This window comes from Sphingomonas morindae, assembly GCF_023822065.1.
GTDB classification, from domain to species: Bacteria; Pseudomonadota; Alphaproteobacteria; order Sphingomonadales; family Sphingomonadaceae; genus Solisphingomonas; species Solisphingomonas morindae.
On sequence record NZ_CP084930.1, the window covers coordinates 329,357 to 348,615 of the forward strand.

Genomic DNA, 19,259 nt, shown 5'->3' on the forward strand with positions numbered 1-19,259 from the left:
GAGGATGAACGTGAAGAAGACGAGCGGCTTCTGGTCCAAAACCCACCATCTCGACCGGATGACCTTCCGCGAGCTGGTGATCGCCTATCTCCAATATCCGGCAATCATCCTCTATCTGGGGCTCGCGCTGGCGGGGATCGGCGTCTGGGCGTGGCGGCCCGCGCCGCTCGGCGGCACGCTGCTCGCGATCGGCGCGGCGGTGCTGCTCTTCCCGGTGGTCTGGTATGTGCTGCACCGGTGGGTGCTGCATTCGCGATGGATGTGGAAGATCGATTGGCTCGCCGCCACCTGGAAGCGCATCCATTACGATCATCACCAGGATCCGAACAATCTCGCCGTGCTCTTCGGCTCGCCGGTGAATGTGGTGCCGACCGTGGCGGTGGCGACGATCCCGATCGGCTATGCGATCGCCGGCCCCGGCGGCGCGGCGGCCGCCTTCGCCACGGGCATGATCCAGACCTGCGTGAACGAACTGTTCCACTGCGTGCAGCATCTCTCGTACAAGCCCAGGAATAGCTGGCTGATGCACATGAAGATGCGCCACATGGAGCATCATTTTCACGACGAGAGCGGCAATTTCGGCATCACCAATTTCTGGTGGGACCGGCTGTTCGCCACCTATTATGCCGGCGCCGCCAAGCGCAGCAAGAGCGCGACGGTGTTCAACCTCGGCTATACCGAGGAGGTGGCGCGCAGCTATCCCAAGGTGCGTGATCTTTCGGGCGGTGTCGTCGCCACCGGTCATCCCGCCACCCGCATCCGCGACAAGGCGAAACGCGCCGCCTGACGGGTGTTTAGCTTCTAGCCGTTGATGCCGACCCGGCTTTGCGCCAAGAGCGGGGCTCTTGAGGCGTGGGGACGGGCGGCATGAGCGGTATCAGCATCAGCGAAGTGCGCGGCAAGGCGGAGCGCAAGCGGTTTGTCGAGGTGCAGTTCGCGCTGAACCGCGAGGATCCGCACTGGATACCGCCGCTCAAGGACGAGGTGATGGGTCTCATCACCCCGGGCAAGAACCCCTGGTTCGGCCATGGCCGCGCCGCCTTCTTCCTCGCCACGCGCGACGGCCGCGATGTCGGCCGCATCTCCGCGCAGGTCGACGATCTCGTCCAGACGATGACGCCCGATCTGGGCGGCGGCCCCGGCACCGGCCATTGGGGCATGATCGAGGCGACCGATGCGGATGTCGCCGCCGCGCTGATCGAGCGCGCCGAGGCCTGGCTGCGCGACCAGGGCATGACCCGCGCGCTCGGCCCCATCTCCATCTCGATCTGGGACGAGCCGGGCCTGCTCGTCAAAGGCCATGACCATGCGCCCACGGTGATGATGGGCCACCATAATCCCGCCTATGAGGGGTGGATCGAGCAGCGCGGCTATGCGGGCATCAAGGATCTGTTCACCTACGATCTCGATATCAGCCGCCAATTTCCGGAGATCGTGCAGCGCATCGTCGCCTCGGGCGAGCGCAACCCGCGCATCCATGTGCGCATGGTGGACAAGAAGCGCTTCGGCGAGGAAGCGGCGCTGATCCTCTCGATCCTCAACGATGCCTGGGCGACCAATTGGGGCACCACGCCGCTCACCGACGACGAGATCGCCTATGCCGGCAAGAAGCTGAAGCCGATCGTCTTCAACGAGCTGATCCGCGTCGCCGAGGTCGATGGCGAGCCTGTCGCCTTCATGATGACGCTGCCCGATCTGAACGAGATGCAGCGCGATCTGAACGGCGAGCTTTTCCCCTTCGGATTCATCAAGCTGCTGTGGCGCCTGCATGGCGGCTTCAGCGGCTATCCCAAGGTCCGCACCATGCGCGTGCCGCTGATGGGGGTGAAGAAGAAGCTCCAGGCGACCCGCCTCGCCTCGCAGCTGGCCTTCATGATGATCGAATATATCCGCCGCGACTCGGTGGCCAAGTTCGGCGCCTCGCGTGCCGAGATCGGGTGGATCCTCGATGACAATCAGGGCATGAACTCGATTGCCGGCGCGATCGACAGCCATGTGAACAAGATCTACCGCATCTACGCCCGCACACTCTGACCCGCGCCGCTCAGCGCCCGGCGATGCTGTAGCCCGGCACGCTGGCCGCGAGCGGCGCGGCGCGATCGTGATGCGCCATGCCGAGCGCGATCAGCGCGCAGCACAAGGCCGCCAAGCGCCCCGCCGCCCGCCCCGGCATCCGCGCCAGCGGCCAGAGCAGCGCCAGCGCCGCCGGCAGCAGCAGCAGCACCGCCTCCGGGAGGCTCGGGCCCAGCCCCAGCAGCAGGGCATGCGCATAGGGCAGCAGCGCGCCGAGCGTGGCGGCCGCCGCGATCGCCGCCAGCAGCAGCGCGGGCCTGGTACGGCCGATCAGCGCCGCCCCGGCCAGCGCCGCCCCGCCCACCAGCGCCGGCCAGGCGAAGATCCAGGCGGCCTCGGCGGCGGCGATCTGGGTGACGAAGGCGAAGGCCCATACCAGCAGCGTCAGCCCGATCCAGCCGCCCCAGGCGCCCGGTCCGCCGCGCGGCGCGGCCATGCCCGTCGCCGCGCCGATCGCCACCGCCGGCCACAAGGCCCAGCCGCCAAGCCCCAGCGCGCGATCCAGCAGCAGGAGCGCGAGCGCGGGCAGAAGCCCCAGCCAGCGCCGGCGCGCCCCGGCGAACGTGACGGCGCCGAGCGCCACCGCCGCCAGCGCCCAGCCCATCTCGGCCTCGAGCCGGGGCAGCAGCGCGAGGCGGTGATAATAATTGGCGGCGGCCGGGCCCCGCGCCAGCCGGTCCACCAGCGCCAGCAACAGCCAGCCGTGCGACAGCGCCCAGAGCCCCGCCAGGACGCCCTCCCCGATGCCCCGCAGTCCCGGCCGCGCCCGCCAGATCGCGAGGCCGATCAATGCCGCCGCCGCGCCGATCAGCAGCCAGCCGCTGTCCGGCGCATAGCGCACCAGCCGCGCGCCATAGAGATCGAAGAAGACCGCGCTCCGGCCCGGCACCGGCAAAGTGGGCGCGAAGGCGAGCGCGGCGCCGATGGCGAGCAGCTGGTCGCCCATGTCCTGCACGGTGCGCGGATCCACCGCATCGACCGTGGCGAGCGCCGAATGGTAGAGCGCGGGCCGGCCGAGCGGCGCGAAATTGAGGCCCGGCAGGCCGCGATCGCGCGTTACTGAAAAGTCGGTGTCGTTGGGCATGTGGCGATAGGCGAGCGCGGCCAGCGAATTGGCCGCCGGCCGCGCGACGCTTTCGCCATATAGGGCGATCAGCGGGCCGGCATCGGGCCCGGTCTCGAACATCAGCGCGCGGCCGCCGCCGCCCCGCGACTCGAGGTTCAGCACCAGCCCGGCCCGATCGGCAAGGCCGCCGCCGCGCCAAAAGGCCCGGGCGCCGGCGAGGCCGATCTCCTCAGCATCGGTGAAGAGCAGCACCACGTCGCGCGCCGGCTTGCCCCGCGCCACCAGCGCCCGCGCGGTTTCCAAGAGGGCGGCCATGCCGATGCCGTCGTCGGCGGCGCCGGGCGACCCCCAGACGCTGTCATGATGCGCCATCAGCACCAGCGCGGGCAGCCGCCGATCGCGCCCCGGCAGCACGCCGACCACATCCACCATCTCGCTCGGCGCCAGCGTGCCGCCGCTCCAGCTCTTAAGCCGCGCCAGCGCGGCCTGATCGAGCAGATAATGGCGTGCCTCGACGATGAAGCCCAAAGCGGCGAGATCGGCGCGCAGCGCATCGGCCACGCGCGCATTCTCGGCGCTGCCCGTGGGCCGGGGGCGCGGCACCAGCGGGCGGAGCGTCGCCAGCGCGCGCGCGGCGGAAAAGGCGGTGGGCGGCGCATCAAGGCCGCGCGCGGGGCTTGGCGCGGCGGCACGCAGGCCGAGCAGCACCGCGATCAGCAGCGCCGCCGCGCACAGCAGCGGCCGCAGCAACAGGGCCAGGGCCTGCGGCATCGGCTTCAGCCGAGCTCGATCCAGACAGGCGCGTGGTCCGAGGCCTTGTCGCGGCCGCGCGCGGCGCGATCGACGCCGGCATCGCGCAGCCGGTCGGCGGCCATGGGGCTGAGCAGCAGATGATCGATCCGGAAGCCCGCGTCGCGCGCCCAGGCACCCGCCTGATAATCCCAGAAGGTGTAGACCGGCTCGGGTTCGGGATGGCGGGCGCGGATGGCGTCCGTCCAGCCCTGATAGAGCAGCCGGCGGAACTGGGCGCGGCTCTCCGGCTGCATCAGCGCGTCCTCGGCCATGGCGCGCACCGAGAAGGTATCGCAGTCGCTCGGGATGACATTGTAATCGCCGGCGAGCACGACCGGCCGCTCCAGCGCGAGCAGCGCCTCGGCATGGGCGCGCAGACGCTCCATCCAGGCGAGCTTATACTCGAATTTGGGGCCGGGCCGGGGATTCCCATTGGGCAGGTAGAGCGAGGCGACGATCAGCCCGTTCTCGAATTCGCCCTCGATGTAGCGGCTATGGCTATCGTCCGGATCGCCCGGCAGGCCGCGCTGCCGCTCCACCGGCGCGGCGCCGCGCGCGAGCAGGGCCACGCCGTTGAAACCCTTCTGCCCGTGCCAGATGGCGCCATAGCCGGCCTCCTCGATCGCGCCGCGCGGGAACTTATCGTCGTCGGCCTTGAGTTCCTGGAGGCAGGCGACATCGGGTCGCGTCTCCTCCAGCCATTCCAGCAGACGGGGCAGACGGGCGTTGATCCCGTTGACGTTGAAGGTGGCGATACGCATCGAAGGCGATGTAGCCGGGCCGGTGGCGCCGCACCAGCCGCCACGACGCACCGCTACCGCGCCGGTGCGGCGACCAGCCGGGCGCTGGCCATCACCTGGCGCGCGGCGGCGAGGCCCGCCTCGTAATAGTGCTGCGCCGGGGCCTCGAACACGATCAGGTAGAGCCGGCCCTCGATGATCGCGCCCAACGCCTCGCCGCGCAGCTCGAGCACGGGCGCATCGCTGCGCACCAGTCGATAGGCGAAGCCGAAACCGGGCTGGCCCGCGAACTTGGCCGGCCAGGCGCGATCGAGGATGAAAAGCGGCGTGTCCAGGCCGAGCCGCATGGTCGAATCGAACAGGCCGATCACCTCGCTCGGTCCCATCGAGGCGGCGAAGCGCGGCAGCGTGCCGTCTTGCCCGCCGCGCCCCGGCAGCAGCGCGGTGCCGGGCGGAAGCCCGGCATAGAAGCGCAGCGCATCCAGCCGCGCGCCGTGCAGCGTCCATGTCTCTTCGCGGCGGGCGAGCCGGCCCGGCAGCCGGCTCCACGCCCGATCGGGACGGACGCGCAGCCGCTCCGCGAGCCGCGCCTCGCTCTGCGCGGGCACCAGCGTGGCGCCGCCGATGCCGATGGCGTCGAGCCGCGCGGCCGAAAGCAGCAGCGCCAGCCCCAGCGTCCCGACCCGGCTCATGGCGCGTCACCGATCAGCGACGCCAGCAGCGCCGCGTCCGGAGCGTCGGGCCGCTGCCGCAGATAGGCGCGCAGCGCCGCCGCCGCTTCGGCCGTCCTGCCGATCCGCAGCGCGGCAAGCCCGAGCCCCCGCCACGCCTCGGGCCGCGCCGCACCCGTGTCGATGGCGGCGCGATAGAAGCGCAGGGCGCGCGCCTGGTGCTCGGCCGCCGCGTCGCCGCGATACACATCGCCCCGCGCCTCGAGCAGCGGCGCCGTCCAACCTTCCACCGCCGCCATTCGGCCGATCAGATAGTCGCTGCCGCCGCGATCGTGGCGTGCGATCTGATCCGCGAGCAGGCGATCGCGCCACGGCGCCAGCGCCCGCCGATAGGACTCGCGCCCATCCTCGCCGCCGCCCGGCCGCACGCGCGCGGCCGCGCGCAGGCTCTGCGCACGCTCCGCGACGGCGGGATGATCGTCGAGGAAATCCGCCCGGGCCTCGGGCCGCGCGGGCGTGCCCCGCGCCGCCGCGCGGGCATCGGCCTCGGCCAGCATCCGCTCCCACAATTCGGCGGCGGCGAGGCTGCGGAAGCCGGCGGCGGCGAGATCCTCGAAGCCGCGCCGGTCCGCCTCGCGCTCCTGATCGCGCGAAAAGGCGGGCAGATGGCCCATCAGGCCGTAGAGCGCATAACCCGAGCCCGGCAGGCCCGCCGCCTGCACCCACAAAGCCGCATCGCTTGTCCGCCGCGCCTCGCGGGCGAGGCGGAGCGTGTGCCGCGCCTCGAAATGGCCCAGCTCATGCCCCAGCACCGCCATCAGCTCGGCCTCGCTCTCGGTGCGCAGCAACAGGCCGGTCCACAGCTCGATCATGCCGTTGGGCGCGGCGCTGGCGTTGAAGCCGGCATTGCGGACGATATAGATCCGCAGCGGCGCGCACCGCGCTTCGCCGACGGTGCGGCACAGCAGCGCGCGCACATAGGCATTGAGCGCCGCGTCACGCACCAGGAAGCGGCTGGCGCGAAGCTCCGCCTCGCGCATGTCCAGATACAGCCACAGGCCGCGCTCGAGCGTCGTGACCGGGCCCTGAGCGGCGGGCGCCTCCTCGACGGCGGAAGGCGGCGCCGCCGCCGCCAGCAAGGCGGCGAGCACCGCCGCGATCGCGGCGCGGCACCGGCTCAAGGCGCCACTGTGAGCCCGGCGAGCAGCTGCCCCGCCCGCCGCCCGGCGCCATCCACCGAGCGCGGATCGCCACCCATGCGCGGATCGTCGCACAGCCACAGCAGCGCGCCGTCGGCGAGCCGGACCAGCGCCGCGCGGCCCCGATGCACGCCGCTTTCCAGGAACAGGCCTGATCCGGCGAAGAGCAGCTGCGCCAGCTTGCGCCCGGGCTCGCCAAAGGCGTCCTCATCCTCCACGATCAGCCCATAATCGGCACCGGCCGCATGCCCGAGCGGCGCGAGCCCCGGACCGAGCGTCCAGTCGAAGGGCCGGCCCGCCAGGCTCGGCAGCCGCGCGCCCGCACGCAGCTGCCCGCGCACCGCCGCCGCCGCGACCAGATCGAACAGCGCCAGATGCGTCGCCAGCGCCTGCGCCTCGGCTTCGGGCACGGCCATGGTGACGAGCCGCAGGCCCCGCGCCGCGAGCGCCGCCGTCAGCGCCGTCTGAAGCTGAGCGCGGGCCCGCAAGGTCGGCTCGGCGAGCGGCTGGGTGGTGCCGCCGGCCGCTTGGTTCTGGATCAGAAGCGTGAGACGCAGCAGCAGCAGGCGCGCGCCGGCCGGCAGGCCGACGAAACCGGGCGCACGGCCGATCGCGGGCATGGCGAGGATCGAGGTGGCGGCGGCGGGCGCGTCGGGCAGCGCCGCCGCGAGCGGCGCGGAAATGGGCAACAGGACGATCGCCGCCAGCAGGGCGGAGGCGGAACGACGCGCGTGGCCGCCTCCGGCCGCCCGCCGCTGCTCCGTCGCCTGGCCGCACCCGTGCATATCGTCCGCCCGCTCCCCGCCCGAAGGGCTAGAATGGGCAGGCGCCGGGCGCGAGATCGGGATATCCGGGAGGCCGGGGTACGTGGTGGGCGCGACAGGGATTGAACCTGTGACCCCACCCGTGTGAAGGGTGTGCTCTACCGCTGAGCTACGCGCCCACGTACCGATTGGCCCGCCGCGGCGGGCCCGGGAAGAGGCGATCTCCCCGTGAGGTGGCGCGGCTACCAGCCCCGGCGGCGCCTGTCCACCCCTTTCGTCATCGGGGCGGAAAAGGCGGGGCGCCGGGCATGGCGCGCGCGCCGCTTAGTTCACCGCGTCCTTCAGCCCCTTGCCGGCCCGGAACTTGGGCTGGCTGGACGCGGAGATGGACATGGGCTCGCCGGTGCGCGGATTGCGTCCGGTCGATGCCTTGCGCTTGGAGACGGAAAAGGTGCCGAAGCCGACAAGCCGAACTTCATCGCCCTGCTTCAGCGCACCCGTAATCCCCTCGAAGACACTCTCCACGGCCTTGCCGGCATCCTGGCGGCTCAGGCCGGTGGAATCGGATACGCTCGTGATCAGCTCCTGCTTATTCATTCTCTAACCCCCTTTTTTTGACGGACCCCGGAATCTTTCCGCAGCGAAAGGAGGGCACTAGAGCCCTGGTCCCTCTCCCTGTCAAAAAGAAAGAGCGGAGAATCACGCGAGTCAAGCGTGACGCCCCGCCCTTGCGATCAACCGTTCCGGCCGTCAGTGGCGCATCGTCGCCTCCGCCGCGCGCGCCGCCAGCGCCGCCGGTTCGGCGGCGAGTTCGTCCGCCTCGGTCCACTCGATCGCGCTCACCGGCGCGACCAGCGCACGCGCCAGCACCTCGTCCATATGCTGCACGGGCACGATCTCCAGCCCGGCCGTGATCGAGGCGGGGATCTCCACCAGATCCTTCTCATTCTCCGCCGGGATGAGGACGGTGCGGATGCCGCCGCGCAGCGCCGCCAGCAGCTTCTCCTTGAGGCCGCCGATCGGCAGCACGCGGCCGCGCAGCGTCACCTCGCCCGTCATCGCGACATCGCGCCGCACGGCATGGCCGGTGAGGGTGGAGATGATCGCGGTGGCGATGCCGATGCCGGCCGAAGGGCCATCCTTGGGCACCGCCCCTTCGGGCAGGTGGATGTGGATGTCCTTGCGGGCGAACAGGCTGGGCTTCACGCCATAAGCGGGGCTGCGCGCCTTCACGAAGCTGAAGGCCGCCTGCACGCTCTCCTTCATCACATCGCCGAGCTTGCCGGTGGTGGCGGCCTGGCCCTTGCCGGGCACCGTCACCGCCTCGATGGTGAGCAGCTCGCCGCCCACCTCGGTCCAGGCGAGGCCCGTCACCGCGCCGATCTGGTCCTCTTCCTCGGACACGCCATAGCGGAATTTCCGCACGCCCGCGAATTCGGCGAGATTGTCGCTGTCCACCGTCACCCGCTCGGCCTTGGCCTCCAGGATGCGGCGCAGCGCCTTGCGCGCCAGCCGGGCGATTTCCCGCTCCAGCGTGCGCACGCCGGCCTCGCGCGTATAATAGCGCAGCAGATCGGTGAGCGCGCCATCGGTGATGCTGAGCTCGCCCGGCTTCAGCCCGTGCGCATCCTCCTGCTTGGGGATGAGATGCGCCCGCGCGATCTCCACCTTCTCCTGCTCGGTATAGCCCTCCAGCCGGATGATCTCCATCCGGTCCAGTAGCGGCTGCGGCATGTTCATCGAGTTCGCCGTGCAGACGAACATGATGTCCGAGAGATCGAGGTCGATCTCCAGATAATGATCCTGGAACTTGGCATTCTGCTCCGGATCCAGCACCTCGAGCAGCGCGCTCGCCGGATCGCCCCGGAAATCCTGGCCGAGCTTGTCGATCTCATCGAGCAGGAACAGCGGATTGCTGGTGCCGGCGCGGCGGAGATTGTTGACGATCTTGCCCGGCATGGAGCCGATATAGGTGCGGCGATGGCCGCGGATCTCGGCCTCGTCGCGCACGCCGCCGAGCGACTGCCGCACGAATTCGCGTCCGGTCGCCTTGGCGATGCTGCGGCCGAGCGAGGTCTTGCCCACGCCGGGCGGCCCGACCAGGCACAGGATCGGCCCCTTGAGCTTGTTGGTGCGCGCCTGGACCGCGAGATATTCGACGATCCGCTCCTTCACCTTCTCGAGCCCGCGATGATCCTCGTCCAGGATGCGCTGCGCCTCGGCGATGTCGTGCTTCACCTTGCTCCGCTTGCCCCAGGGCAGGCCGAGCAGCACGTCCATATAGTTGCGCACCACGGTCGCTTCCGCGCTCATCGGCGCCATCGTCTTGAGCTTCTTCAGCTCGGCCGTGGCCTTGGCGCGGGCTTCCTTGGAGAGCTTGAGCTTGGCGATCTTGGCGGCGAGCTCGGCCGCCTCGTCGCCCTCGCCTTCCTCGCCCTCATTGCCCAGCTCGCGCTGGATCGCCTTGAGCTGCTCGTTGAGATAATATTCGCGCTGGGTCTTCTCCATCTGGCGCTTCACGCGCGAGCGGATCTTCTTCTCCACCTTCAGCACGCCAAGCTCGCCCTCCATGAAGGCGAACGCCATTTCCAACCGCTTGAGCGGATCGGGCTCGACCAGCATGGCCTGCTTCTCGGCCACCTTCACCTGGATGTTGGAGGCGACCATGTCGGCCAGCTGCGCGGCCTCGGTCACCTGGCCCAGCTGGGTGGCGGTCTCGGCGGGGAGCTTCTTGTTGAGCCGCGCATAGGTCTCGAACTGGTCGATCACCGAGCGCATCAACGCCTGCGCCTCGGGCCCCTCGACCTGCTGCTCCTCGATTGCGGTCACCTCGGCGACAAGGTGCGTCTCGACCGCTTCCAGGCTCGCCAGCTCGGCGCGGCTCTTGCCCTCCACCAGCACGCGCACCGTGCCGTCGGGCAGCTTGAGCAGCTGCAGCACCGTCGCGACCACGCCGACATCGTACAGCGCCGCGCGATCGGGATCATCCTCGGCGGGATCGAGCTGGGCGACGAGAAAGATCGCCTTGTCCGCCGCCATCGCGGACTCGAGCGCGGCGACCGACTTGTCGCGGCCGACGAACAGCGGGACGATCATCTGCGGGAACACGACGATGTCGCGCAGGGGGAGGACGGGCAGGGTCTCGGTCAATGCAATCTCCAGCGCGCGGGCATCTCGCCGCGCTTGTCTCGACCCGGAATATGGCGACGCGGATCGCGGCAATCAATGAAGCCCTTGATCCAACGGCGCCATCTATGCCGGTCTGGATCAGGATGGCGCACAGAGCAGGCGTTCGATCCGCACCCAGAGCGCATCGAACGCCGCCGCCGCCGGGGTGCGCGGCGCATAGTCGCCCACCGCCGCACCGCGATCCGCCATCTGCTCCACCACCGCCGCGGCGGGAACCACCGGCCAGTCCGGCTCGGCCGCCAGCGCGGCGCGGTGGCCGGCGCGGCGCCGATCGACCAGCGTGAAGACGGGCTGGACGGGCGGCGCCTTGCCGCCGCTGCCGAGATGGCGCCGCACTTCATCGAAGGCGCGGCGCGAAAGGCTGTTGGGCACCAGCGGCAGTACGATCAGATCGGCCGCGCGGATCACCTGCTCGGCGGTATCGCCCAGCCCCGGCGGGCAATCGAGCAGCACGCGATCATAGCTGCGATCCAGCGCCTGGCTCAGCTTGGCGAGGCGCTTGCGCTTGTCGAGCCCGGCGAACAGCGCGTCCAGGCTGCGCAGCGACCCATCGGCGGGTAGCAGATCCAGGCCGGTGACACCGGTCGGCACGATCGCCGCCTCGGGCGGCTCGTCGCGCGCGATCACCTCGCGCGCCGGCACGCGCGGTTCGGCGCGCGCCAGGATCGCGCTCGCCGCCGCCTGCCCGTCGAGATCCCACACCAGAGTCCGCCGGCGGGCGCGCATCGCCGCGCACCAGGCGAGGTTCACGGCAAGCGTCGTCTTCCCCACGCCGCCCTTGGCACTGTAAATCGCGATGATCGCCATGATGGTCCTTTCCCCGCCACTGTAGCGCAGCCGGCGCCGTCGCCAACATGGATCATCGGGAAAGCGGCGCGGCCCGCATCGCCAGGGCCGGCGCCACCCGGCCGCCCGCCGCCGGATCGCCTCCTCGCGAAAAGGGCGCCCGGATCGCTCCGGACGCCCTTTTTCGTCACCGCGAGGCAGCGCGTCAGGCCGCGCCGGGGGCTTCCTTCTGCTTCTTCGAGAAGACGCGGATCGGCTCCTTGCGGCCTTCCACCACATCCTTGTCGATCATCACCTCGTCCACGCCTTCCATCGAGGGCAGCTCGAACATGGTGTCGAGCAGGATCGCCTCGAGGATCGATCGCAGGCCGCGCGCGCCGGTCTTGCGGTCGATCGCCTTGCGGGCGACGGCCACCAGCGCCTCGTCGGTGAAGGAGAGCTTCACGCCCTCCATGTCGAACAGCTTCTGATACTGCTTCACCAGCGCGTTCTTCGGCTCGGACAGGATCTTCACCAGCGCCGATTCGTCGAGATCCTCGAGCGTGGCGATCACCGGCAGACGGCCGACAAATTCGGGGATCAGGCCGAACTTGAGCAGATCCTCGGGCTCGCACTGGCGCAGCACCTCGCCGGTGCGACGCTCCTCGGGCGCGGCGACGAAGGCGCCGAAGCCGATCGACTTGCCCTGGAGCCGATCCGCGATGATCTTCTCCAGCCCGGCAAAGGCACCGCCGCAGATGAACAGGATGTTGGTGGTGTCCACCTGCAGGAATTCCTGCTGCGGATGCTTGCGCCCGCCCTGCGGCGGCACGCTGGCGGTGGTGCCCTCCATCAGCTTGAGCAGCGCCTGCTGCACGCCCTCGCCCGACACGTCGCGGGTGATCGAGGGATTGTCCGCCTTGCGGCTGATCTTGTCGATCTCGTCGATATAGACGATGCCGCGCTGCGCCCGCTCGACGTTGTAGTCCGAGGCCTGGAGCAGCTTGAGGATGATGTTCTCGACATCCTCGCCGACATAACCGGCCTCGGTCAGCGTCGTGGCATCGGCCATGGTGAAGGGCACATCGAGGATGCGCGCCAGCGTCTGGGCGAGCAGCGTCTTGCCGCACCCGGTCGGCCCGACCAGCAGGATGTTCGACTTGGCCAGCTCGACATCGGCGCCCTTCGCGCCATGGTTCAGCCGCTTATAATGGTTGTGCACCGCCACCGAGAGCACGCGCTTGGCCTGCTTCTGCCCGATGACATAATCGTCCAGCACGTCGCAGATTTCCTGCGGGGTCGGCACGCCGCCATCGCGCTTGGCCACCAGCGAGGATTTGGTCTCCTCGCGGATGATGTCGTTGCACAGCTCCACGCATTCGTCGCAGATGAACACGGTCGGGCCGGCGATCAGCTTGCGCACCTCGTGCTGGCTCTTCCCGCAGAAGGAGCAATAGAGAGTGCTCTTGCTGTCGCCGCCGCTCAATTTGGTCATACTTCGTCCTCAACGACCGCGAAACACGGGGTTTGCAGTCTTCTGACTCGGAGGCATCCTAGCCGCTCCCGGCGGTCGGGCAATGGCCTTGTGGCCACCGCCCGTCCCGCCGGCGGAGCGCCTCAGGCCGCCGCCTTTTCCTCGGTCGGCTCGGGCCGCTTGTCGAACACCTCGTCCACGATGCCAAATGCCTTGGCCTCGTCGGCCTCGAGGAATTTGTCCCGGTCGACCGCCTTCTCGATAACATCAAGAGGGTTACCAGTGTACTTCGCAAGCAGCTCGTTGAGCCGGTGACGCATGCGCAGGATCTCCCGCGCCTGAATCTCGATGTCCGACGCCATGCCCTGCGCGCCGCCGGACGGCTGGTGGATCATGATGCGGGCGTTGGTGGTTGCGTAGCGCATCCCCTTTTCGCCCGCCGAGAGCAGGAACGCGCCCATCGACGCCGCCTGGCCCAGGCAGATCGTGCCCACGCGCGGACGGATATAGTGCATGGTGTCGTGGATCGCCATGCCCGCCGTCACCACGCCGCCGGGCGAGTTGATGTACAGGAAAATGTCCTTCTTCGGGTTTTCCGACTCGAGAAACAGCAGCTGCGCGCAGATCAGCGCGGCCATGTGATCCTCGACCGGCCCGTTCACGAACACGATCCGCTCGCGCAGCAGCCGCGAATAGATGTCGAAGCTGCGCTCGCCCCGGCTCGATTGCTCGATCACGATCGGCACCAGGCCGGCGGCCGCATCGGCACCAGCGAAGCCGTGCGGGAAAATTTCGGGATTCATGGGAAGTGGTGGTCCTTCTGCCCTTAGCCGATGCAACATCGGCGCTTGGGCGGCGGACTTCAAGTCTCCTCTGGTGGCGCGGGCGGCGCGGCCAGCTGGAGATAGGCGAGCCGCCGCATTTCGCGCCGGCCATGCGTCACCGTATCCAGGATCACCCCGGCGAAGAAATTGAGAAAGGCGAGGATCACCAGGCCGGTCGCAAGGATGGCGGTGGGCAGGCGGGGCACCAGCCCGGTGGCCAGATAGGTGCCGACCAGCGGCGCCGCGAGCAGCAGCGCCAGCAGCAGCAGCGCCGCGCCGATCGCGCCGAAGAACAGCGCCGGCCGCTCGATGCGGAAAAGATCGAGGATCGTGCGCAGGATCCGCCAGCCATCGCGATAGGTGGAGAGCTTGGACGCCGACCCCGCGGGGCGCGCGGCATAGTCGGTCGGCACCTCGGCCACCGGCATGCGCAGCTCGAGCGCGTGGACGCTGATCTCCGTCTCGATCTCGAAACCCTGCGAGAGGAGCGGGAAGCTCTTCACGAAGCGACGCGAGAAGATGCGATAGCCCGACAATATGTCCGAGAAGCTGCGCCCGAACAGCCGCGCCAGCATGCCCGTGAGTAGGCGGTTGCCGAGCCGGTGGCCGCGGCGATAGGCCAGCTCCACCTCGGAGCGCCGCGCGCCCACCACCATGTCGAGCTGCTCGCCCGCCAGCAGCGCGATCATGCCCGGCGCGGCGGCGGCATCATAGGTGGCGTCGCCATCGGCGAGCACATAGATATCGGCATCGACATCGGCGAACATGCGGCGGACCACGCGGCCCTTGCCCTGCATCCGCTCGCTGCGCACCACCGCGCCCGCCGCGCGGGCATAGTCGATCGTGCGGTCGGTGGAGTTGTTGTCGTAGACATAGACGGTCGCGCCCGGCAGCGCGACGCGGAAGGCGGCGACCGTCTGGCCGATCGCGGCCTCTTCATTGTAGCAGGGCAGCAGCACCGCGATGCGCGGCCCCCGCCCGGCGGCCAGCCCGCTCATCCTCGCTCTTTCCCCGTCCGATCCGTGTCGCGCGGCGCCGACCCCGGGGCCGCGCCGCGCGACGACCGGGTTCACGCCTCTTCGGCGGTCTTCTTGGCGGCGCGCTTGGCCTTGGGCTTCTCCTCGCCCTCGCCGGCCGGCGCCGCCGCCTTCTTGGCGCGCGGCTTCTTGGGCGCGGCCTCGCCCTCGGCGCCCTCCTCGCTCACCGCCTCGTCGGCCTTCTTGGCGCGCGGCTTGGCGGCCTTCTTGGTTTCGGCCGGCGCGGCCTCGGCCTCGGCGCCATGATCATGCTCGTGATCGTGGCCATGGTCGTGGTCGTGCCCATGGTCATGGTCATGGTCGTGCCCATGGTCATGGTCATGGCCATGGTCGTGCCCATGGTCGTGGTCATGGTCATGGATGTGCGTGCCCGAGGCGAAGCCATCCTCGCTCTCGATCGCGGCTTCCAGCTCCTCGCGCGCCACCGCGCGATCGGTGATCTCGGCCTTGCCGAACAGGAAGTCGACGACCTTGTCCTCATAGAGCGGCGCGCGCAGCTGCGCGGCGGCCATTGGATCCTGCTGGATATACTGCGCGAAGCGCTCGCGATCCTTGGGCTGATACTGCTGCGCCGCCTGGGCGACGAGCCGCTGCATCTCCTGCGCCGACACTTCGACGCCATTGGCCTGGCCGATCTCGGAGAGCAGCAGGCCGAGGCGGACGCGGCGCTCCGCGATCGCGAGATAATCGCCCCGGTCCTTCTCGAGCTCCGCCTTGGCGGCCTCGGGATCGGCTTCGTGCGTCGCCTCGTGCTGAAGCTGCGCCCAGATCTGCTGGAACTCGGCCTCCACCATCGAGGGCGGCACCGGAAAATCATGGCCGGCGGCGAGCTGATCGAGCAGCTTGCGCTTCATATGGGTGCGGGTGAGCCCGTTCAGCTCCTGCTCCACCTGGCCGCGAATCAGGCCCTTCAGCTGGTCCAGGCTCTCGAGCCCGAGCTGCTTGGCGAACTCGTCGTCGATCTGGGTCTCGGCCGGCACCTTCAGCTCGGTGACGGTGATCTCGAACTCCGCCGGCTTGCCCTTGAGCGTGTCGACCGGATAATCCTCCGGGAAGGTCACGTGCAGCGTGCGGGTCTCGCCCAGCGCCACACCTTCGAGCTGGGTCTCGAAGCCGGGAATCAGACGGCCCGAGCCCAGCTCCACCGACATGCCCTCGCCGGTGCCGCCCTCGAAGGCGACGCCGTCCACCGTGCCCTTGAAGTCCATCACGACGAGATCGCCCTCGACCGCGACATGACCCTCGGGCGCCGTCTCATGGCGCTTGGCGCCGGCGGCGATCCGCTCGATCTGCGCGTCGATCTCGCTGTCCTGCGGCGCGACGGTGAGACGCTCCAGCGTCAGCCCCTCGATCTGCGGGGTCGGCACGTCGGGCAGGATCTCCAGGCTGACGGCCACGGCGGCGTCGCCGCCATCCTCATAGCCCTCGTCCAGCTCGACCTGCGGCTGGATGGCCGGACGCAGCTTGTTCTCGGCGATCAGCGACTGGATGCCCTGCTGGACCGCCTCGTTGAGCGCCTCCTGGCGCAGCGCCGGCCCGTGCATCTTGCGGACGAGATTGGCCGGCACCTTGCCCGGGCGGAAGCCCGGCATGCGGACCTGCGGCGCGACCTTGGAGACCTGGGCCTCGACGCGCGCGTCGATCTCCTTGGCGGGGATGGTGAGCTTGTAGGCGCGCTTCAGCCCCTCGTTCAACGTCTCGACAGTCTGCATCACAAGGCCTTCTTCGTCGGAATCGGTTGAGGCGGCTGGGCCCCCGGGCGGCTAGGCACTGGTGCGGGCGAAGGGACTCGAACCCCCACATCTTGCGATACCGGAACCTAAATCCGGCGCGTCTACCAGTTCCGCCACGCCCGCGAGCCTGCCGCCGGTCGGCGCGCGTCTATAGCAGGCGTCGCTCATGTTACAAGCGCGGACCCGCCGGCGGCGCCGACACGTTGACCAGATCCCGTGTAAGGAGAAGCGCCATGCAGGACAATCAGGAAGACCCGGCGCCGGTCGAGGTGGACGTCGCCGCGCTGCGGCGGATCGAGGAAGAGAGCGAGCCGGCCAACGCCAAGAACAAGTCGCCGCAGGAAGATCCGGGTACGTCCGGCGGCACCGGCGGCACCGGCGGCACCAATCGCGATCAGGACGGCTGAACCGGCGGGCGCGACGAACCGAGGGTGAAGCCGGGCCTCGGCTCGGCTATGCCCGGGGCGTCGCGCCACGGCTCTCCCGGCCCGGCGCCAGGCACAGGGATTTGCCGCGCGTCATGACCGATCTCGTCACCCTCCGTTCCGCCGATCTCACCGTCACCATCGCGCCGCTCGGCGCCGAGCTGCAATCGATCACCGACGCCGCCGGCCAGGACTGGCTGTGGGACGGCGATGCGCGCTGGTGGACCGGGCGCGCGCCCCTGCTCTTCCCCACCGTCGGCATGCTGGCCGATGGCGCGCGCTTCGACGGCACGCGCTATCCGCTCGGCAAGCACGGCTTCGCCCGCGAGCAGCTTTTCGCCTGCGCGGAGGCCGATTCGGCCAGCGCCCGCTTCACGCTGCGCGACAGCGCCGAGAGCCTGGCGCACTATCCCTTCCGCTTCGAGCTGGCGGTGACGCATCATCTCGCCGCGCGCACGTTGACGACCAGCGTCGAGATAAGCAACCGCGACTCACGGCCGATGCCCTTCGGCTTCGGCTTCCACCCCGCGCTGCGCTGGCCGCTGCCCGGCACCGGCGCGCAGAGCCGCTTCGAGCACATCATCCGCTTCGACGCGGACGAGCCCGAGCCGCTCCGGGCGATCACCGATCAGGGGCTGATCGCCGCTGCCCCGCGCGTCTCGCCGGTGCACGACAATGAGATCCACCTGCACGACAGCCTGTTCGAGCAGGACGCGCTGGTGTGGGACCGGCCGGCGAGCCGCGGCCTCTATTTCGGCGTGGCGGGCCAGCCCGGGGTGCGCGTGGATTTCGCCGATATGCCGATGCTGGGCATCTGGACCAAGCCCGGCGCCGGCTATCTCTGCATCGAGCCCTGGCACAGCCATGCCGATGCCGAGGGTTTTGCGGGCGAATTCGCCGATAAGCCGGGCGTCATCACGCTCGCGCCGGACGAGCGCCGCACGCTCGCCATGGCGCTGACGATCGGCGTGCCGATCTGATCGCACCGAGCGGGCGGCGGCGCGCGCCCCGCCCGGCCGGCGCTCAGCCGAGCGCCTTCTTGAGCAGCTCGTTCACCACCGCCGGATTGGCCTTGCCCGCCATGGCGCGCATCGTCTGGCCGACGAAGAAGCCGAACAGCTTGTCCTTGCCGCCGCGATAGTCCGCCACCTTGTCCGGATTGGCGGCGAGGATCTTGGCGATCTCGGCCTCGATCGCGCCGGTATCGGAGGTCTGCTTCAGCCCGTGCGCCTCGACGATGGCGGCGGGATCCTCGCCCGTCTCCAGCATCAGCTCGAACACCTGCTTGGCGAGGCTGCCGGACAGGGTGCCGTCGGCGATCAGCGCGAGCAGCGCCGCCGCCCGCTCGGGCGAGACGGGGCTGTCGGTGATGTCGCGGCCCAGCCGGTTGAGCGCGCCGAACAGCTCCGACGTCACCCAGTTGGAGGCAGGCTTAGGCGGCGCGCCGGCGGCGAGCATCGCCTCGAACCAGCGCGCGGTCTCGACATCGGCGGTCAGCACCTCGGCATTGGAGGCGGAGAGGCCAAGCGCCTCCTGGTAGCGCCGGCGCTTGGCGTCGGGCAGCTCGGGCAGGCTGGCGCGCGCGGCCTCGATAAAGGCTTCGTCCAGTTCGAGCGGGAGCAGGTCGGGATCGGGGAAGTAGCGATAGTCCTGCGCATCCTCCTTGGAGCGCATCGACCGCGTGACGCCCTTGTCGGGATCGAACAGGCGCGTCTCCTGCACCACCGTGCCACCCTCCTCGATCAGATCGACCTGGCGCCGCGCCTCGAACTCGATCGCCTGCATGACGAAGCGGATCGAGTTGACGTTCTTGGTCTCGGTGCGGGTGCCGAAGGGCTGGCCGGGCTTGCGCACCGAGACATTGACGTCGGCGCGCATCGAACCCTGTTCCATATTGCCGTCGCACGAGCCGACATAGCGCAGGATGGCGCGCAGCTTCTTCACATAGGCCCCGGCCTCGGCCGGCGAGCGCATATCGGGGCGGCTGACGATCTCCATCAGCGCCACGCCCGAGCGGTTGAGATCGACATAGGAGCGGGTGGGATGCTGATCGTGCATCAGCTTGCCCGCATCCTGCTCGACATGGATGCGCTCGATCCCGATCGTCTTGGCGGCGCCGCCCTCGGGCTCGATGGTGATCGCGCCCTCGCCCACCAGCGGGTGGTAGAGCTGCGAGATCTGGTAGCCCTGCGGCAGATCGGCGTAGAAATAATTCTTGCGGTCGAAGCGCGACCAGCGGTGGATCACCGCGTCCAGCGCGAGCCCGGTGCGCACCGCCTGGCGGATGCATTCGCGGTTGGGCACCGGCAGCATGCCCGGCATGGCCGCGTCGACCAGGCTCACCTGGGCGTTGGGCTCCGCGCCGAACGCCGTGGCCGCACCGGAGAAGAGCTTGGAGTTGCTCGTCACCTGCGCATGGACCTCGAGGCCGATCACGACCTCCCAATCGCCCGTGGCGCCTGCAATGCGATAGTCGCTCATCGTCATCAAACCTTGTTTCCGGGCCG

17 protein-coding genes and 2 tRNA genes are annotated in these 19,259 nt (G+C 69.6%); 4 read left to right on the top strand and 15 right to left on the bottom strand.

The features are described from left to right. Positions 1-4: 4 nt before the first annotated feature. Together LHA26_RS01585 and LHA26_RS01590 are read left to right on the top strand one after the other, a co-directional pair. The gene (locus LHA26_RS01585; protein WP_252167010.1) at positions 5-787 is read left to right on the top strand and encodes a sterol desaturase family protein; all 783 of its coding nucleotides are present in this window, start codon (positions 5-7) and stop codon (positions 785-787) included. 80 nt (positions 788-867) lie between these two features. Next, on the top strand, positions 868-2,034 hold the full coding sequence (locus tag LHA26_RS01590) for an N-acetyltransferase (RefSeq protein WP_252167011.1): 1,167 nt from the start codon (positions 868-870) through the stop codon (positions 2,032-2,034). 10 nt (positions 2,035-2,044) lie between these two features. Here the strand turns inward: LHA26_RS01590 and LHA26_RS20000 are convergent, their stop codons facing one another. The 14 genes from LHA26_RS20000 to LHA26_RS01660 all read right to left on the bottom strand — a co-directional run bounded on the left by LHA26_RS20000 (position 2,045) and on the right by LHA26_RS01660 (position 16,450). Beyond that, positions 2,045-3,910 (bottom strand): M20/M25/M40 family metallo-hydrolase, encoded by a 1,866-nt coding sequence (locus LHA26_RS20000; RefSeq protein WP_302898030.1) that lies wholly within the window; start codon positions 3,908-3,910, stop codon positions 2,045-2,047. Between the two features lie 5 nt (positions 3,911-3,915). Then, positions 3,916-4,692: an exodeoxyribonuclease III gene (locus LHA26_RS01600; protein ID WP_252167012.1), complete on the bottom strand. Its 777-nt coding sequence runs from the start codon at positions 4,690-4,692 to the stop codon at positions 3,916-3,918. 53 nt (positions 4,693-4,745) lie between these two features. Continuing rightward, positions 4,746-5,363 (bottom strand): hypothetical protein, encoded by a 618-nt coding sequence (locus LHA26_RS01605; RefSeq protein WP_252167013.1) that lies wholly within the window; start codon positions 5,361-5,363, stop codon positions 4,746-4,748. Next, the gene (locus tag LHA26_RS01610; RefSeq protein ID WP_252167014.1) at positions 5,360-6,523 is read right to left on the bottom strand and encodes a M48 family metallopeptidase; all 1,164 of its coding nucleotides are present in this window, start codon (positions 6,521-6,523) and stop codon (positions 5,360-5,362) included. The genes LHA26_RS01605 and LHA26_RS01610 overlap by 4 nt, the downstream gene beginning before the upstream one ends. After that, positions 6,520-7,326: a hypothetical protein gene (locus LHA26_RS01615; protein ID WP_252167015.1), complete on the bottom strand. Its 807-nt coding sequence runs from the start codon at positions 7,324-7,326 to the stop codon at positions 6,520-6,522. Before LHA26_RS01615 ends, LHA26_RS01610 begins: the two co-directional genes overlap by 4 nt. 83 nt (positions 7,327-7,409) lie before the next feature. Then, positions 7,410-7,484: transfer RNA gene (locus LHA26_RS01620), tRNA-Val, on the bottom strand. Between the two features lie 145 nt (positions 7,485-7,629). Next, the gene (locus LHA26_RS01625) at positions 7,630-7,902 is read right to left on the bottom strand and encodes an HU family DNA-binding protein (protein ID WP_252167016.1); all 273 of its coding nucleotides are present in this window, start codon (positions 7,900-7,902) and stop codon (positions 7,630-7,632) included. Positions 7,903-8,055: 153 nt separating this feature from the next. Further along, positions 8,056-10,401: an endopeptidase La gene (lon, locus tag LHA26_RS01630; protein ID WP_437441245.1), complete on the bottom strand. Its 2,346-nt coding sequence runs from the start codon at positions 10,399-10,401 to the stop codon at positions 8,056-8,058. 171 nt (positions 10,402-10,572) lie between these two features. Beyond that, positions 10,573-11,301: a ParA family protein gene (locus LHA26_RS01635; protein WP_252167018.1), complete on the bottom strand. Its 729-nt coding sequence runs from the start codon at positions 11,299-11,301 to the stop codon at positions 10,573-10,575. Positions 11,302-11,485: 184 nt separating this feature from the next. Continuing rightward, a complete protein-coding gene (gene clpX, locus LHA26_RS01640; RefSeq protein ID WP_252167019.1) occupies positions 11,486-12,754 on the bottom strand; it encodes an ATP-dependent Clp protease ATP-binding subunit ClpX in 1,269 nt (422 codons plus the stop codon). 122 nt (positions 12,755-12,876) lie between these two features. Next, a complete protein-coding gene (locus LHA26_RS01645; RefSeq protein WP_252168267.1) occupies positions 12,877-13,536 on the bottom strand; it encodes an ATP-dependent Clp protease proteolytic subunit in 660 nt (219 codons plus the stop codon). Between the two features lie 59 nt (positions 13,537-13,595). Next, the gene (locus LHA26_RS01650) at positions 13,596-14,555 is read right to left on the bottom strand and encodes a glycosyltransferase family 2 protein (RefSeq protein ID WP_252167020.1); all 960 of its coding nucleotides are present in this window, start codon (positions 14,553-14,555) and stop codon (positions 13,596-13,598) included. Positions 14,556-14,626: 71 nt separating this feature from the next. After that, positions 14,627-16,306, bottom strand: coding sequence for a trigger factor (tig, locus tag LHA26_RS01655; protein ID WP_252167021.1), 1,680 nt, complete (start codon positions 16,304-16,306; stop codon positions 14,627-14,629). 59 nt (positions 16,307-16,365) lie between these two features. After that, positions 16,366-16,450 (bottom strand) — tRNA-Leu (locus tag LHA26_RS01660). A gap of 110 nt (positions 16,451-16,560) precedes the next feature. Between LHA26_RS01660 and LHA26_RS01665 the strand changes: the two genes are divergently transcribed. Both LHA26_RS01665 and LHA26_RS01670 read left to right on the top strand, forming a co-directional pair. Continuing rightward, on the top strand, positions 16,561-16,734 hold the full coding sequence (locus LHA26_RS01665) for a hypothetical protein (RefSeq protein ID WP_252167022.1): 174 nt from the start codon (positions 16,561-16,563) through the stop codon (positions 16,732-16,734). A 113-nt stretch (positions 16,735-16,847) separates the two neighbouring features. Then, on the top strand, positions 16,848-17,732 hold the full coding sequence (locus tag LHA26_RS01670) for an aldose 1-epimerase family protein (RefSeq protein ID WP_252167023.1): 885 nt from the start codon (positions 16,848-16,850) through the stop codon (positions 17,730-17,732). Between the two features lie 43 nt (positions 17,733-17,775). Here the strand turns inward: LHA26_RS01670 and gatB are convergent, their stop codons facing one another. Next, positions 17,776-19,233: an Asp-tRNA(Asn)/Glu-tRNA(Gln) amidotransferase subunit GatB gene (gatB, locus tag LHA26_RS01675; protein WP_252167024.1), complete on the bottom strand. Its 1,458-nt coding sequence runs from the start codon at positions 19,231-19,233 to the stop codon at positions 17,776-17,778. Positions 19,234-19,259: the final 26 nt, after the last annotated feature.

Excerpts from the sequence above, each read along its gene's own strand:
- LHA26_RS01645 (WP_252168267.1), bottom strand. The coding sequence starts at position 13,536 with ATGAATCCCGAAATTTTCCCGCACGGCTTCGCTGGTGCCGATGCGGCC.
- clpX (WP_252167019.1), bottom strand. The coding sequence starts at position 12,754 with ATGACCAAATTGAGCGGCGGCGACAGCAAGAGCACTCTCTATTGCTCC.
- tig (WP_252167021.1), bottom strand. The coding sequence starts at position 16,306 with ATGCAGACTGTCGAGACGTTGAACGAGGGGCTGAAGCGCGCCTACAAG.
- LHA26_RS20000 (WP_302898030.1), bottom strand. The coding sequence starts at position 3,910 with ATGCCGCAGGCCCTGGCCCTGTTGCTGCGGCCGCTGCTGTGCGCGGCG.
- LHA26_RS01650 (WP_252167020.1), bottom strand. The coding sequence starts at position 14,555 with ATGAGCGGGCTGGCCGCCGGGCGGGGGCCGCGCATCGCGGTGCTGCTG.
- lon (WP_437441245.1), bottom strand. The coding sequence starts at position 10,401 with ATGATCGTCCCGCTGTTCGTCGGCCGCGACAAGTCGGTCGCCGCGCTC.
- LHA26_RS01635 (WP_252167018.1), bottom strand. The coding sequence starts at position 11,301 with ATGGCGATCATCGCGATTTACAGTGCCAAGGGCGGCGTGGGGAAGACG.
- LHA26_RS01670 (WP_252167023.1), top strand. The coding sequence starts at position 16,848 with ATGACCGATCTCGTCACCCTCCGTTCCGCCGATCTCACCGTCACCATC.
- LHA26_RS01585 (WP_252167010.1), top strand. The coding sequence starts at position 5 with ATGAACGTGAAGAAGACGAGCGGCTTCTGGTCCAAAACCCACCATCTC.
- LHA26_RS01605 (WP_252167013.1), bottom strand. The coding sequence starts at position 5,363 with ATGAGCCGGGTCGGGACGCTGGGGCTGGCGCTGCTGCTTTCGGCCGCG.
- LHA26_RS01615 (WP_252167015.1), bottom strand. The coding sequence starts at position 7,326 with ATGCACGGGTGCGGCCAGGCGACGGAGCAGCGGCGGGCGGCCGGAGGC.
- LHA26_RS01625 (WP_252167016.1), bottom strand. The coding sequence starts at position 7,902 with ATGAATAAGCAGGAGCTGATCACGAGCGTATCCGATTCCACCGGCCTG.
- gatB (WP_252167024.1), bottom strand. The coding sequence starts at position 19,233 with ATGAGCGACTATCGCATTGCAGGCGCCACGGGCGATTGGGAGGTCGTG.
- LHA26_RS01600 (WP_252167012.1), bottom strand. The coding sequence starts at position 4,692 with ATGCGTATCGCCACCTTCAACGTCAACGGGATCAACGCCCGTCTGCCC.
- LHA26_RS01590 (WP_252167011.1), top strand. The coding sequence starts at position 868 with ATGAGCGGTATCAGCATCAGCGAAGTGCGCGGCAAGGCGGAGCGCAAG.
- LHA26_RS01665 (WP_252167022.1), top strand. The coding sequence starts at position 16,561 with ATGCAGGACAATCAGGAAGACCCGGCGCCGGTCGAGGTGGACGTCGCC.